This window comes from Robbsia sp. KACC 23696, assembly GCF_039852015.1.
Lineage (GTDB): Bacteria > Pseudomonadota > Gammaproteobacteria > Burkholderiales > Burkholderiaceae > Robbsia.
In genome coordinates this window covers 1,157,294-1,171,134 of the sequence record NZ_CP156628.1, presented here as the reverse complement: position 1 = coordinate 1,171,134, position 13,841 = coordinate 1,157,294, and the positions used below count along the sequence as shown (strand labels likewise).

General features: G+C 59.2%; 12 protein-coding genes and 1 pseudogene. 7 read left to right on the top strand and 6 right to left on the bottom strand.

Annotation, left to right across the window (positions count from 1 at the left end; genetic code table 11):
- Nucleotides 1-253: 253 nt before the first annotated feature.
- Together ABEG21_RS26205 and ABEG21_RS26200 are read left to right on the top strand one after the other, a co-directional pair.
- Complete coding sequence (locus tag ABEG21_RS26205; protein WP_347558516.1) at nt 254-469, top strand: excisionase; 216 nt, start codon at nt 254-256, stop codon at nt 467-469.
- Nucleotides 459-1,571, top strand: coding sequence for a phage integrase Arm DNA-binding domain-containing protein (locus ABEG21_RS26200; RefSeq protein ID WP_347558515.1), 1,113 nt, complete (start codon nt 459-461; stop codon nt 1,569-1,571). The genes ABEG21_RS26205 and ABEG21_RS26200 overlap by 11 nt, the downstream gene beginning before the upstream one ends.
- Before the next feature lie 49 nt (nt 1,572-1,620).
- Here the strand turns inward: ABEG21_RS26200 and ABEG21_RS26195 are convergent, their stop codons facing one another.
- Nucleotides 1,621-2,490, bottom strand: coding sequence for a response regulator transcription factor (locus tag ABEG21_RS26195; protein WP_347558514.1), 870 nt, complete (start codon nt 2,488-2,490; stop codon nt 1,621-1,623).
- Nucleotides 2,491-3,038: 548 nt separating this feature from the next.
- On the opposite strand from ABEG21_RS26195, the gene ABEG21_RS26190 reads away from it, so the two are divergent.
- From ABEG21_RS26190 to ABEG21_RS26180, 3 genes are read left to right on the top strand one after another with little or no spacing between them, the layout of a single operon-like run.
- Nucleotides 3,039-4,184: an ABC transporter substrate-binding protein gene (locus ABEG21_RS26190; RefSeq protein ID WP_347558513.1), complete on the top strand. Its 1,146-nt coding sequence runs from the start codon at nt 3,039-3,041 to the stop codon at nt 4,182-4,184.
- Nucleotides 4,185-5,375, top strand: coding sequence for an iron ABC transporter permease (locus ABEG21_RS26185; RefSeq protein ID WP_347558512.1), 1,191 nt, complete (start codon nt 4,185-4,187; stop codon nt 5,373-5,375).
- Nucleotides 5,372-6,208, top strand: a complete 837-nt coding sequence (locus tag ABEG21_RS26180; RefSeq protein ID WP_347558511.1) for an ABC transporter ATP-binding protein — start codon at nt 5,372-5,374, stop codon at nt 6,206-6,208. The genes ABEG21_RS26185 and ABEG21_RS26180 overlap by 4 nt, the downstream gene beginning before the upstream one ends.
- A 34-nt stretch (nt 6,209-6,242) precedes the next feature.
- Here ABEG21_RS26180 and kynA read toward each other — a convergent pair whose 3' ends face one another.
- From kynA to kynB, 3 genes are all read right to left on the bottom strand, one after another.
- Nucleotides 6,243-7,172 (bottom strand): tryptophan 2,3-dioxygenase, encoded by a 930-nt coding sequence (gene kynA, locus ABEG21_RS26175; RefSeq protein WP_347558510.1) that lies wholly within the window; start codon nt 7,170-7,172, stop codon nt 6,243-6,245.
- A gap of 40 nt (nt 7,173-7,212) precedes the next feature.
- Nucleotides 7,213-8,487 (bottom strand): kynureninase, encoded by a 1,275-nt coding sequence (kynU, locus tag ABEG21_RS26170; protein WP_347558509.1) that lies wholly within the window; start codon nt 8,485-8,487, stop codon nt 7,213-7,215.
- A 180-nt stretch (nt 8,488-8,667) separates the two neighbouring features.
- Entirely contained in the window at nt 8,668-9,348 is a 681-nt protein-coding gene (kynB, locus tag ABEG21_RS26165; protein ID WP_347558508.1) for an arylformamidase, read from the bottom strand.
- Between the two features lie 142 nt (nt 9,349-9,490).
- Between kynB and ABEG21_RS26160 the strand changes: the two genes are divergently transcribed.
- On the top strand, nt 9,491-9,991 hold the full coding sequence (locus ABEG21_RS26160; RefSeq protein ID WP_347558507.1) for an Lrp/AsnC family transcriptional regulator: 501 nt from the start codon (nt 9,491-9,493) through the stop codon (nt 9,989-9,991).
- 215 nt (nt 9,992-10,206) lie between these two features.
- Nucleotides 10,207-10,635 carry a hypothetical protein gene (locus tag ABEG21_RS26155; RefSeq protein ID WP_347558506.1) on the top strand — a complete coding sequence of 143 codons (429 nt, stop codon included), beginning with the start codon at nt 10,207-10,209 and terminating at the stop codon, nt 10,633-10,635.
- Nucleotides 10,636-11,059: 424 nt separating this feature from the next.
- Here the strand turns inward: ABEG21_RS26155 and ABEG21_RS26150 are convergent.
- Nucleotides 11,060-12,343, bottom strand: a pseudogene (locus tag ABEG21_RS26150) (dicarboxylate/amino acid:cation symporter); the annotation flags it as partial.
- A 178-nt stretch (nt 12,344-12,521) separates the two neighbouring features.
- The gene (locus ABEG21_RS26145) at nt 12,522-13,397 is read right to left on the bottom strand and encodes an amidohydrolase family protein (protein WP_347558505.1); all 876 of its coding nucleotides are present in this window, start codon (nt 13,395-13,397) and stop codon (nt 12,522-12,524) included.
- Between the last annotated feature and the right edge of the window lie 444 nt (nt 13,398-13,841).

Below are 13,841 nucleotides of genomic sequence, written 5' to 3'. Positions count from 1 at the left end.
ACCAGCGACGTTTGCAAGCGTCTCGGCGTCAACTGCTCGGTTAAATTCCTGCAGTCTTGCGGGGTTAGCCCCCTCGCATCAACCGGCATAGGAACGTACTGGCGCGAGAGTGACTTACCGCTCATCGGAGAAGCTGTAGCGAACCAAATCCGCACCAATAGTCGCCGCTGCAACTTGGTACCCGAATGAAAACGCAAGAAGCACTCGAATCAATTTTGAGAAAGACCGCCAGCATGTGGCGGCTTAGGAGGGGATGATGACACGCGTGAAACTTGTTCCGATCGCAGAGTGGGCGAAAAGCCTGATGGGCGAGCACGCTCCGCACCCCAACACCCTGCGTAACTGGACTCACGCGGGCAAAATCAGCCCGCATCCGGTGCGCATGGGCCTGAAATTTTTCGTTCAGGAGGATGCCCGATTCATCGATCCAGTGGCCGAGCGCCGCGAGAGGATTCTCAGTGGCCGCTAGACGCCGTGACGCCCGCAAGCGCGGGTGGCCTGCAAACCTGTACCAAAACAGCCTCGGCTATTTTTGGTACAGGCATCCCGTTACCGGGAAGACATACGGCCTCGGCCGCGATCTAAAAGATGCGTCGCTGCAAGCGAAGGCGGTCAACGCTCAGTTGGCGCTCGAAGCGGTGTCGCCAACACTACTGGGACGGATCGAGTCAAAGCAGAAGACCGTTTCGGCGTGGATCGATGAGTATATGGAACCGCACCGCAAGAAATCCGCCGGCAAGGCTGTCCTGCGCAACATGGAAGCTGAAGTGGCCTTCATCAATGCGGCGATCGGATCTAAGCTCGTGATCATGGTCGAGGCGCGGGACATTGTCGAAATGCTCCGCGCCGCGACAGCGCGCGGCAAAACGTTGCCATCACGAGTCCGCGGACGGGCAAAGCAACTGTTTCGGGAGGCGATCAACGAGGGGCTTCTGAAGCCAGGTCAAAATCCTGTGGAATCGACGAAGTTGCCGCATTACGTCGTGTCGCGATCGCGCCTGACGCTCGAATATTTCCTAAAGGTGCGAGAACTCGCATCGCGGGATCCACGCCAGTCCTGGTTCGTCAATGCCATGAACATCGCGCTCATCTCGGGACAGCGGGTGGGCGACATCCAGCTTTTGGAGAAACCCGCGATCCGGGACGGCTTTTGGTGGAACGAGCAGCAGAAGACGGGCGTCAAGGTGAAGATCCCTCTCGACCTATACATGCCAGCGATCGATATGACCTTGCAGGATGCATTTAAGCGCTGCCAAGACAACGTTCTGAGCAAGCGCCTCATCCATCTCTCGCGCAACACTGGCTCCTCGAAAGCCGGAGATGCCCCGCATCCGGCGACACTGTCGTATTACTTCAAGAATTTCATCACCGAAGCCGGCTACGTCTGCGAGGAAGGCAAAACGGTGCCGACGTTCCATGAGATCCGATCGCTGTCATCGCGCCTTTACACGGACCTTCACGGGAAGGATTTCACCCAGGCACTCTTAGGCCATAAGACGTCTCAGATGGCAGATATGTATCGCGATTCACGCGGCGCCGAGTGGTCTGAAGTGAAGCTCAAAGTATCCTAGTTTTGGATGAATTTTGGATATATTTTGGATAGAGAATTTCTCTGCCTAGTCAGCATTCGAAATTCTCCTTTTGAATCAAGCCTGCTTTGAGCAGCGCGGCGACGCGCGAAGTGACGGCGAGTTTCTTGTAAATGTTCTTTATGTGGCACTCGACCGTCAATTTCGACAACGCCAGCCGATCGGCGATTTCACGATTCGATAATCCTTCCCCCACTGCGCCAAGGATCTGTCGCTCCCGTTTGCTCAACACCGATGCCCGTTCGGTCGACGCAACCACGGCAGCCGCGACAGCCGCGTAATTAACGACCGGCGTCGCTAACGCATCCGGACGCAGCGCCAGCGTCCCGTCGATCGACCCAAGCGCATCGTGAAAGCACAACGGCCCTTCCGCTTCCGACGCTGGTGCTTTCGACATCGGCATTTCCAACGCCGGCCGCACCGGCTCGGCGCGGCGCTCGGTCTCCCCCACGCCGACCGCAAGGCGCTCGGTCTTCTGCCCGAACAAATGCAGGATATGCCGCGCAACAAAGGGATCGATCGGCGCGCCGCCACGCAACGCGCTGCGGATGCTCATCACGATTTCGACGTCGTCGCGTTCTTTCAATAAATAGCCAGTCGCCCCTGCCTGCAAGGCGGCGACGATGATCGTCTCCGTGCTCCATGACGAGACCACCAGAATCGGCAAAGAAGGATCGCCCGCGTGCATTTCGGCAATCAGATCGATACCGCTACCATCCGGCAAGCCGACATCCACCAAGGCCATCGCGACCGGCTCTTCTTGTAATAAGGCGCGCGCTTCGGCAATCGTCCCGGCGAAGAGCAGCGCATCGTCGCGATAACCCAGACGGTGGAGGATATGCTTCTGGCGTTCCCGCATCGCTGGATCGTCTTCCACAAGCAACAGCGGAGACGGCAGCACGGATTCGATCCGCAAAACAGATAACTCGGACACAGGCTTCTGGCGTGGAACAAGCAGTGGAGAGAGCGACAGAAGGGAACGCCGCGCGTCGAGCGCAACCACACACACAAACCTTTGCGCCACTCGCAGGTCGTTTCCAGCACGGACATCCCAGAATAGGCTGCACCCGTCACGCCAGCGTTATTGCATTGAACGCCAGAAACCGACGTTTGACTATCCCAAAAAATAGGTAATTTCGGGACGACATCCGGCAATGGGGAACCATGGCCGTGCACCGATCCATGCTCGACCATCCCATTCCGTCAGGCCATCCGCCCGCGCCAAACTCGCTCGCCAATTACAAGTGCATGACAAAAGCCTTCCAAACAAGTCTTTGCGACGATATGCCGCACCCCGGAAACGTCGCGCCTCTCTCCTCGAAGACCATAGGCAATGGGAATCATTCTTATTATGGTTTAACATGGTTGCCTGCCACAACAAGCATTGCGCAAGCATTGCGTATGTCGGTGCCGAGATACTCGGCACCGCCCCGCTTTAAAGGAACCGAAGTGAAGAGATTCGTCGTTGCCATGATGGCCGCCACCTCGCTGGCATTGGCCTTGTCCAGCGTGTCCGCGCACGCAACGCAGTATCCGGTCACGGTTACCGATACAGCGGGCCGGAAGGTCACCATCGATCAAGAACCCCAACGTGTGGTAATTCAGGATGGCCGCGACATCCTGACCATGGCTTTGCTGGATCGCGCCGACCCATTCAAACGCTTGGTGACCTGGAACAATCTGATCAAGAACGGCGATCCGGATCTGTGGAAAACGATGACGACGCGTTGGCCGGACGCAGCGAAAGTTCCGGACATGAACTTCTCGGACCAAGGGAACGTCAATCTCGAAACAATCATCTCGAAACAACCGCAGTTGATCATCGCGCAATTACGCGCCAAATCGGCTTTCGAGCAAAGCGGTGTGTTCGCCCGCATGGCGCAGCTTCACATCCCGATCGTCTTTGTCGACTCCGAAGTGGATCCGGTGGGACATACGGCCGAAAGCGTCACCCTGCTCGGTAAGGTTCTGAACCGGGAAAAGGAAGCGAACGAATACGTCGACTTCTACAACCAGCATCTGCAACACGTCGAGCAAACGATTGCCGCCATCACGACGCCGCGCCCGCGCGTATTCGTCGAAGCGAAGGCCGGCTTCTCCGGGCCGGATTGCTGCTTTACCCACGCCACCGTGGGATACGGTCAGTTGCTGAAGTCGGTCAAGGCCGTCAATATCGGCGCGGAACTGCTGCATACGCCGTCCGGTAGCGTGTCGATGGAAAGCGTGATCGGCGCGAAGCCCGACGTGTACATCATGACCGGCAAGCGCTTCGGCAAGAACAGCACGTCGATCGCGCTGCCCTTCGGCTATGGCGGTACGCAAGCAGAGGTGGACGCGGCATTCGCCAAGCTGGAAGCGCGTCCTGGCTTCATGCAGACGAAGGCGGCCATGGACGGCCAGATCTACGGGATCTACCACCTGTTCTACAATCACGCCTACAACATCGTCGGGATCGAATATCTCGCAAAGATCCTCTATCCGAAGCAATTCGCGCAGCTCGATCCGACCGCCGATTGGAACACGATCATGTCGAAATTCACGACGATCCCGGCCGAACCTTTGATTCTGGAAGCCAAGGCGCCCGCGAAGCAATAAATGCCCGATACCCCCTCCCCACATAACAGCGCGGCCGATCTGTCGAGCACGCGCATGCTGTTTTCCGCGCAGGAGCGCGGCGCGCCCAACGAGCGCACCTTGTCCGGCTATGCCACTGACGGCGACGGCATCGCCTCGGGCGTCCTGGCGGCGCGTTATCGGCGCGGTATCGCCCGTCGCCTGCTGCTGTTGTTGATCGTCACGGGATTGGGGGTCTGTGCCATTCTGGCGGACCTGGCCATCGGCTCGGGTACGCTTACGCTGCAACAAGTCCTGATGGGCCTGCTTCACCCTTCGGAAGTCGATATCGGTACACGCGTGATCCTCCACGATATCCGGATGCCGATCACCTTCACCGCCGCGCTGTCGGGCATCGGCCTCGGTCTCGCCGGCGCGTTGATGCAGACGTCGCTGCAAAACCCACTGGCCGAACCCTTCACCATCGGCATATCGTCGGCCGCAGGCTGTGGCGCCGCGATCGCCATCGTCTTCCAAGCCTCGCTGGCCAGCCTGATGCCTTGGTTGCCGCCGGATATGTTCGTCTCGCTGAACGCGTTCGTATTTGCGCTATTGACGGTACTCTTCATCAGCGTCTTTGCCCGCAGCAACGGTCTGGGGATCGAGACCGTCACATTGCTGGGCATCGCGATTCACTTCGTCTTTGCATCCGCGCTCGGCATGATGCAGTACTTCTCCGATGCCGACCAATTGCAAACGCTGGTGTTCTGGCTGATGGGCTCGCTGCTGAAATCGAGCTGGCTGAAGGTCGGCTTGAACTTCGGCGTGATCATCGTTCTGTTGCCCCTGGTACTGCTGAACAGCCGCACCATCACCACGCTGCGCAGCTTCGGCGATCAGGCTGCCACCCTCGGCGTCAATGTCCCACGGACCCGCTTCCTGATGTTGTTTGCCGCGGCCTTGCTTGCAAGCGGCATCACCGCCACCATCGGCGTCGTCGGCTTTGTGGGTCTGGTCGCACCGCACATTTCGCGTTTGCTCGTCGGCGAGGACCAACGTTTTTCCCTGCCGATGACCGCCGCATGCGGCATGCTGGTGATGACGCTGGCTTCCATCGCCAGCAAGATGATTCTGCCGGGAGGCGTGCTACCCATCGGCATGGTCACCTCGTTGTTGGGCGTGCCATTTTTCTTGGCGCAGATTCTGTGGCTCAAGAAACGAGGTATGCGATGAGCACCGTTGCAAACGTGGCCCGTAATGAGATGCCGCTTGCCGGCTTGCAGATCCGCAATGTCAATGTGTCCATCGGACGCAAACGAATCGTCCACGATGTCGGCTTCGACGCGGCTCCGGGAGAATGTATTGCGGTACTCGGCCGCAACGGGGCGGGTAAAACAACGCTGATTCGCGCGCTTGCCGGGCTCTTGAAGGCACAGGGCGACATCGTGCTGGATGGCCAGACCCTGGACAAAATGCCGCCTTACGCGCGCAGTGCGTTGATCGGCTATGTCGCGCAGTCGTTGGCGCATGGCGACGTGCAAATGTCGGTATTCGAACTGCTATTGCTGGTTCAGAATGGGCAGACCGCGGGCACGATCGGGCATCACTCCTTGGCCACGCCGGCATCGCACCTCGCCCGCGCGGAGCGCGTATTACAGGCATTGAAGCTCGAGTCCTTGGCCGAATCGAAACCCGGCAACCTGTCCGGGGGGCAACGGCAAATGGTGGCGCTTGCGCTGGCCTTGGTTCGGGAGCCGCGATTGCTGCTGCTCGATGAGCCCACGTCGGCGCTGGATTTGAACAATCAGCTGCATTTGCTCGAATACGTCCGCGACTATACGCGCACGCACGGCATCGTCACCTTGATGATCCTGCACGACCTGAATCAGGTCAGTCGCTATGCGGACAAAGTCCTGCTGCTGGACCAAGGCGCTACCGCGGCATTCGGCGCCACCGCGCAAACCTTGACCGCCGACAGGCTCCGCGAGACCTACCGCGTCGAATGTCATATCGTGGCGATGCCCGACAACCAACGCGCCATCTACCCGCTGCACCGAGCGCTTTAATCAACGCATCCCGCCCGAAGCGGGTACACGCATCTCACAAAAGCGTGCGTACGCTCCAGAGCTCCGGGAACAATACCGTGTCCAGCATCTTGCGCAGATACTGCGCGCCATTGGTGCCACCAGTGCCCTGCTTAGCACCGATCACCCGCTCCACGGTCGTGACATGGCGGAAACGCCACTGACGGAAGGCGTCTTCTAGATCGACGAGCTCCTCGCCCATTTGGTACAGATCCCAGTGGGCCGCCGGATCGCGATACACGGCCAGCCACGCGGCCTCGACGCTGGGATCCGCCAGCGTTGGCTGACTCCAATCCCGCTCCAGTCTTGCCGGATCGATATCGAATCCGCGCCGCGCCAACAGTCGCACGACCTCGTCGTAGAACGACGGCGCCAGCAACACATCGCGCGTCGCGTCATAACGCGCCGAATGATGCGCATGCGGCTGCAGCATCTTCGCGTTCTTGTTCCCCAACAGGAATTCGATCTGCCGATATTGGAACGATTGGAAACCGGAAGAGGCCTCCAGGTACGGGCGCATCGCCGAATATTCGGACGGCGTCAGCGTGGACAGCACGGTCCACGCCGCCACCAATTGCTCGAAAATCCGCGACACGCGCGCCAGCATCTTGAACGATTCCTGCAACGCGTCCCGTTTCACCGCCTCGTGCGCCGCATGCAGTTCGACGAGCATCAGCCGCATCCACAGCTCGGAAGTCTGGTGCTGGATGATGAAAAGCATCTCGTTATGATCCGGAGAACGCGGATGTTGCGCCTCCAGAATTTTATCCAATGCCAGATAATCGCCGTAACTCATCGACGCCGAGAAATCGAGTTGCGCATCGTGCCAGCCCTCGGCCGGCGCATTGCCGCCAGCGTTCGGCGATGGTTCTGTCGGAAAAGCCGCGTCCGGGGCGGCGCCATAGCCGAAGGGGCAGATCGCCGCCTTCGATGTTGTTTGCGTCATGATAAATTGCCTTTTTCCATCGTCTTGAACCGTCGATCGCTCAGGTCACCTGATCCCGCGTCCCCTTGGCAAAAGCCTGCCATTCGCCGGAGTCCAGAATGTCCCCCAAGATCTCCACCGCATCCCAGACATCGACAAAGCGCGTATACAAAGGGGTAAATCCGAAACGCAGAATGGACGGCTCGCGATAGTCGCCGATCACGCCACGCGCGATCAGTGCCTGCATCACCTCATAACCCTGTTCATAGGCAAAGCTGACATGCGATCCGCGCTGGGTATGTTCCTGCGGTGTCACCAACGTCAAGGCGTGCTTGCTGCAACGCGTTTTTACGCCTGCAATGAACGTATCGGTCAAGGCCAGCGACTTGCGACGCAACGCGGCCATATCCGTTCTCTCGAAAATGTCCAGGCCGCATTCGACAAGCGCCATCGATATGATCGGCTGCGTGCCACATAAGAAGCGTGCGATGCCCGGATCCGGTCGATACGACGACTCCATCGCGAACGGCGCCTGATGCCCCCACCATCCGGACAGCGGTTGCTCGAACGAGGCTTGATGACGCTTAGGAACCCAAACGAATCCCGGAGATCCCGGCCCGCCATTCAGATATTTATAGGTGCAGCCTACCGCGTAGTCGGCGTTCGCGCCATTGAGGTCGATCTCGACGGCACCCGCGGAGTGCGCAAGGTCCCAAACCGCCAAGGCGCCGCGAGACTGCGTCAGACGTGTTATCGCCGCCATGTCATGCAAATAACCTGTCCGATAATTGACCTGGGTCAGCATGACGATCGCGGTATCGGCTCCGATCACGTCCGCCAGTTCGGATGGATCGTCGATCAGCTTAAGCGAGTGCTTACCGCCCAGTTGCGCAATAACGCCCTCGGCGATGTAGAGATCCGACGGGAAGTTCGATCGTTCCGACACGATCACCGTGCGAGACGGATCGCGTTGCTGCTGCAGCCGTAACGCAGCCGAGAGCACCTTGAACAGATTGATCGAGATCGTATCGGTGATGACCGTCTCGTCTGCCGCGGCACCAATCAACGGTGCCAATTTGTTTCCCAGGCGCTTCGGCATGTCGAACCAGCCGGCGGCATTCCAACTGCGGATCAATTGCTCGGACCATTCGCTGTCTATCACCTGCCGTGCGCGGGCGGCGGCGGCAGTCGGCGCGGCACCCAGTGAATTGCCGTCGAGGTAGATCACGTTATCAGGCAACGTGAAGGCGTCGCGCAGTGGCGCGAGTACATCGTCGTGGTCCCGCTGAAGCGCATCGGCACGCGAGGTCGGAATCGAGAAATCCGAAAAGGACATGAGATTGTTCCTAAATAACGCCCCGGGGACAGCCCAACGAAGGGGCGACGTTACGTTGTACGGTTCACGTTCGACGTCGATCGGGAGACCGCGCGAACAAGGAGTGCGCCGCATGGGCGGCCACACAGCAACACGCGCACACGTCCGGGATCACGTGGGGTACCGGACGCGGATCGCTGTCTACTCGTGGAGGAGTGGCAGCGGCAGCGGCCCTCGGAGTACCGCTCTTACGGGGCTCGCGTCCAGTGTCACGAGCTTCAACGGGAGCGCGATCAATTCATAGCAGTCCGCGACGACGTCATCGAGCACCAGCCCTTCGAGAATCGCCATTCGATGTGCCGCGACGCGTCGATGTGCATCCATCGTTTTCGAGGTCTGCGGATCAAGCGATGGCGTGTCGACGCCGATCAACATCACGCCCTGCGATGCCAACCAGTCGATGGCATCTGGGCTTATCGCCCGAAACGTGTCGTCCCAGCGGTGTTGCGGCGCATGGTCATACGTTCGCACCAGGACGCGGGCTGGCAGCGCTCGCCCCGCCAGCACCGCCGCTGCCGATTGCTGCAATGCCGCGACATCCAACGCGGCCGAAGGATTGCCGACCGAGCGACAGTCGAGCACGACGCATGCGCCGATATAGGCGTCCAACGCGACGTCGCCGATAGGCGCGCCATCGGCCTGATAGTGCAAAGGGCCATCGGCGTGCGTCGCCGTGTGCGGCGACAGGGTCAGCTTGCCGACATTGACCGGCGAACCGGACGCCATGTGCCAGACAAGCTCGGTCGACACCGGCGTGTCGCCGGGCCAGACCGGCGTGTCGCCATGAATTGGCGCGCTGATATCGATCAGGGAACGTGACATCGTTCGGGGATCCTTTCTCAATGAAGCAATGCTCGAAGACGTCATGTTATGACGACTATCGCGGATTTTTTATCCTAAAAACGATTCGTTTACCGCCCTTGATCGCATAAAATGCGTTTTTATCGAATTTCTATCGAATAATATGCATGCTATCGCGCTGGATGCCGTCGACATTCATATCCTGGACGTATTGCAACGTCAGGGACGCATCAGCAACCTAGAGCTGGCCGAACGGGTGGCGCTTTCGCCATCCGCTTGCCTGCGTCGCACGAAGATCCTCGAGGAAAGGGGCATCATCGGCCGCTACCAAGCGCACCTGTCGGCGGAAGCACTTGGATTGACGTTGGAAGCGTTTGTTCACGTATCGATGCGCAACGACGTGCCAAACTGGCATGAGACCTTCACCGCAGCCATGGAAGGCTGGCCTGAGATCGTCAGCGCCTATGTCATCACCGGTGACAGCCATTACCTGCTGCGTGTCATCGCGCCCGACCTGAAACATTTCTCCAGCTTCATTTTGAACAAGCTCTATAAGGCGCCTGGCGTCATGGATATTCGATCGAATATCGTGCTTCAAGCGGTCAAGGACACACCTGGCGCCCCGGTGGGCCTGATTCGATTGGCAAACGCCGCCGGCGGCTGATACAGGAAGCGGTGCCGCCGCGCCGTGCGTCCCATCGATCAGAGGATCTTTATCCGTTTGGCGCACAGGAAACGCGGTGCCCCCTCGATCAATAGTTGCTGCGACAATCTCGCCGTTATTCTGAGCATAAAGATCTCGCACGGCATGCCGCTAACCTGTTCAGGAACGGCGCAGCGGTTTGCTGCGTGGTATGGGAGCAGAGATCGGGGATCAGTATGCAAGTCGCGAGTAGCCAAGCTGAAGGGAAACAGCTGACCGCCACGACGGCGTCGCGCGCGAAGAGTGACGCGCCAAAGGCAGCCGAATCAACGAAAACCGATAGCTCGGCGCAGCCGGCCAGCAGCACGAAAGTGACCCTGTCGGATTCCGCGAAGCAGTTGCAGGCTCAGGAAGGAAAGACGGCGGACAAGGCGGATTCGAGCAAATCCGACGTCGCGGCAACCTCGACGATGGCAAAGTCGGCCGATGCGGAGAAGAAGAGCGAGAAGCCGTCGCCGATGAAGTCGCTTGCCTACGGCGCGCTTGGATTGCCCAGCCCCGAGGAACAGGCAAAGAATACGAATCAGGCCTATAGCACGGGTAAGTGGATTGCCGCCTTGGGCACCGTCGGTGGCTTACTTGCGATGATCGCCCGATTCATCTAAAAATCCGCAACCAAGAACGCCCACCACTTAGGTGAACGTCTATGGTATCCAAGGCCGAATGTGCGCGGTCGCTTCGCTGTCCATCCGCCCTTTCCGCCTTGTAGCACCGGGCGAAACCTCCGCAAGTACCATAGACGTGCACCTTTAGTTCTGGGCGATTTCGGCGCCTCAGACCCTCAGCGTGCGCTACTTTCTATGTAGAAAGTAGCGCGACACACCGCTTCCAACGGTTTCAATGGCGGGGGCCCGTGACGGCGGCAGGCAGTTCGCCATGGCGCCCGGGAAGGGATGGCCGCGGCGATACGGCCGGCGCGATCGGCGCGGCGGGCACCCCATTTCCTGCCTGACTGCCCGGACTGCCCGGATTGCCCGCCGGCGTTGCGGAATCGATGCCGACGCCGGGCACGCGCAGCGCGTCGGGATCTTCACCGCGCAACACTGCATTCAAGCGATCTCGATCCAACTCGTGCTCCCAGGCGGATACGACAATCGTCGCAACACCGTTACCGATGGTGTTGACGATAGCAAGGCCCGTCCCCATAAAGCGGTGAATACCCAGGATCAGGACCATACCCGACACGGGAATGAGCGGAAACACCAACAAAGTCGACGTCAGCATCACAAAGGCGGCGCCAGCCACGCCACTCGCGCCTTTCGACGTCAACATCGCCACGACAACCAGCGTCAGTTCTTGCGTCAACGTCAGATGGACGTTGAATGCCTGGGCGATAAACAGCACCGCCATCGTCAGATAGATATTCGTCCCGTCGAGATTGAACGAATAGCCGGCGGGAATTACCAAGCCCACCACTGGTTTCGAGCAACCGAGCCGCTCTAGCTTCTGCAACATCTGCGGCAGCGCCGCCTCCGACGAGCTGGTTCCCAGCACGATCAGAATTTCTTCGCGGATATAGTGCATGAATCGGAAGATATTCACGCCCATGAATCGCGAGATTAAACCCAAGACCACGACAACGAAGAACGCCAAGGTCAAATAAAACGCACCGATCAATTTCAACAAGGGAAGCACCGCGCCCACCCCGTATGTCCCGATCGTGAAAGCGATTGCCCCGAACGCACCGAGGGTGGCAACTTTCATCACGATTCGGACAATGCCGAAAAAGGTCTCAGTGAGATCGCCGATAAATTCGGTCAGTGCGCGACCGCGGTCGCCTAGTGCAGCCAGCGATGCGCCGAAGAGTATCGCGATCAACAACACCTGGAGTACATTGCCATCGACGAAAGCGCTGACGACCGTATCGGGGATGATCCGCATTAAAAAGGCGACGGTCCCATTGTCGTGCGCCTGACTCGCATACGCCGCCACGGCATGCGCGTCGAGTTTGCTGGCATCGACATTGAAGCCGGCGCCCGGCTCGAGCAAGTGGCCGGCAATGAGTCCGATGATCAAGGACAGCGTCGACACTACCTCGAAATAGAGCAGCGCCTTCCCGCCGACGCGTCCCACCTTCTTCATATCCCCGAGGCCGGCAATACCGCCGACGACCGTACAGAAAATGACGGGGCCGATCACCATTTTGATCAGCTTGATAAAGGCATCGCCCAGCGGTTTCATCTGCACCGCGAGATGTGGCGCGACATGACCCAAAATCACACCGAGCACGATCGCAATCCCCACCTGCACATACAATTCGCGATACCAACGCGGTCGCTTGACCGCGCCGGCAGCGCCGACGGTTGTCGTCATGTCTCCTCCTAGTGGATGCACCCGGGGGGCAACGGATATCGTGTCATCACCGATATCGCCACCTCGTCTCTGTGTTATTCCCGGCCAACGTTTGTCCCAGCCCTCGCGATCGCGGCTCGTGCCCAGCGCCCGATGCCGTGCGTGCCGCGCGCGTTTTCCTGCTTACGCCATCGCGCCCTTAGCGTCCCGATTCGAAGCCGTATAGACGCTGCGGGTTTTCAACGAGTACTTTGCGTAGCGTCGCTTCATCACCGCAGACGCGTCCGAGCAGTTCGACCAACTCCCCGTCGTTCGGCATATCCTTCGAGATATTCGGGTGCGGCCAATCGGTGCCCCACAGAACGCGATCGGGCGCGACGTCGAGCAATGCCCGCGCAAACGACTCCGCATCATGAAAGGGGCGCTTGCCGGCGGACACCCGTTCCGGGCCGCAGATCTTGACCCATGCACGCGGATCGCGCATCAAACCCAGCAAGCGCTGGAAAGGTTCCTGGTCCAATCCGTCCTCGGCCCGTACCCGTCCCATGTGATCGATGACAAACGGCACTTCGATCCGATCGATCACGTCGGCGTACTGGACAATATCTTGCGCATCCAAATGCAGAACAACGTGCCAATTCAACGCCTGGATGCGGTCCAGCACTTTGTCGAACACATCGAGGTCCGGTGCCCCGCCCAAGTGAGCGACGAAATTGAATCGCACGCCCCGCACGCCATGCCGATCCATTTCGGCCAACTCGGCGTCGGTGATGCTCGCGTCGACAATGGCGACACCGCGATAGCGTCCCTCGCCCCGCTTCAGTCCATCGAGCATCGCGGTATTGTCCGTGCCGTGACAGCTGGCCTGAACAATGACGCCGCGCTGCAATCCGAGGAAATCGTGCAGACCGCGCAGTCCGGAATACGGCGCGTCCGGCGGCGTGTAGCTTCGGTCGGCCGCGTAGGGAAATACCGCCGCCGGCCCGAAGACATGGCAGTGCGCGTCGCACGCGCCGGGCGGCAATGAGAGGGATGGCTTGATCGGATTCGGATCCGGTGGCAAACAGCTTTTCATAGGTGAAATCCTGTAAGGAAGCGCATCATCGTTCCAATCAGACGACGCGGACTAGCGCGGCAACGCGTGCGGCGAACGGTATCGAACGGACGATAGCGAGCGGCGCTATCTCATATAAGTCCACGTATACCCTCTCATTAGCGCCATCGACCCGATTATCGATACGACAACCCTGTGCGCAACGCGTGTTTTTGGGTCCGGAAAGTTACGATAAGCGCATGATTTAAAGCGATATATCACCTTTCAGTCACGCTCCGTTTCCATCCGATTTGAAGTCAGGTGAAAGCGCACCTCACGCATGCCGCAATAAGCAGAACACATGGTATTCGTGCAAAATCGCAAGACCGAATCGATGCATTCCAGGCATCATCGTGGCGCTTGGATGCCAGTCTCCAAAGCGTCCGGCGCCCGCGAAAAGCCGCCGCATAAGCGGGACGCCCCAGC

What these genes read in the sequence shown, in the direction of transcription:
- ABEG21_RS26205 (WP_347558516.1), top strand. Translation starts at nt 254, where the DNA reads ATGATGACACGCGTGAAACTTGTTCCGATCGCAGAGTGGGCGAAAAGC.
- ABEG21_RS26185 (WP_347558512.1), top strand. Translation starts at nt 4,185, where the DNA reads ATGCCCGATACCCCCTCCCCACATAACAGCGCGGCCGATCTGTCGAGC.
- ABEG21_RS26180 (WP_347558511.1), top strand. Translation starts at nt 5,372, where the DNA reads ATGAGCACCGTTGCAAACGTGGCCCGTAATGAGATGCCGCTTGCCGGC.
- kynA (WP_347558510.1), bottom strand. Translation starts at nt 7,172, where the DNA reads ATGACGCAAACAACATCGAAGGCGGCGATCTGCCCCTTCGGCTATGGC.
- kynU (WP_347558509.1), bottom strand. Translation starts at nt 8,487, where the DNA reads ATGTCCTTTTCGGATTTCTCGATTCCGACCTCGCGTGCCGATGCGCTT.
- kynB (WP_347558508.1), bottom strand. Translation starts at nt 9,348, where the DNA reads ATGTCACGTTCCCTGATCGATATCAGCGCGCCAATTCATGGCGACACG.
- ABEG21_RS26160 (WP_347558507.1), top strand. Translation starts at nt 9,491, where the DNA reads ATGCATGCTATCGCGCTGGATGCCGTCGACATTCATATCCTGGACGTA.
- ABEG21_RS26155 (WP_347558506.1), top strand. Translation starts at nt 10,207, where the DNA reads ATGCAAGTCGCGAGTAGCCAAGCTGAAGGGAAACAGCTGACCGCCACG.
- ABEG21_RS26145 (WP_347558505.1), bottom strand. Translation starts at nt 13,397, where the DNA reads ATGAAAAGCTGTTTGCCACCGGATCCGAATCCGATCAAGCCATCCCTC.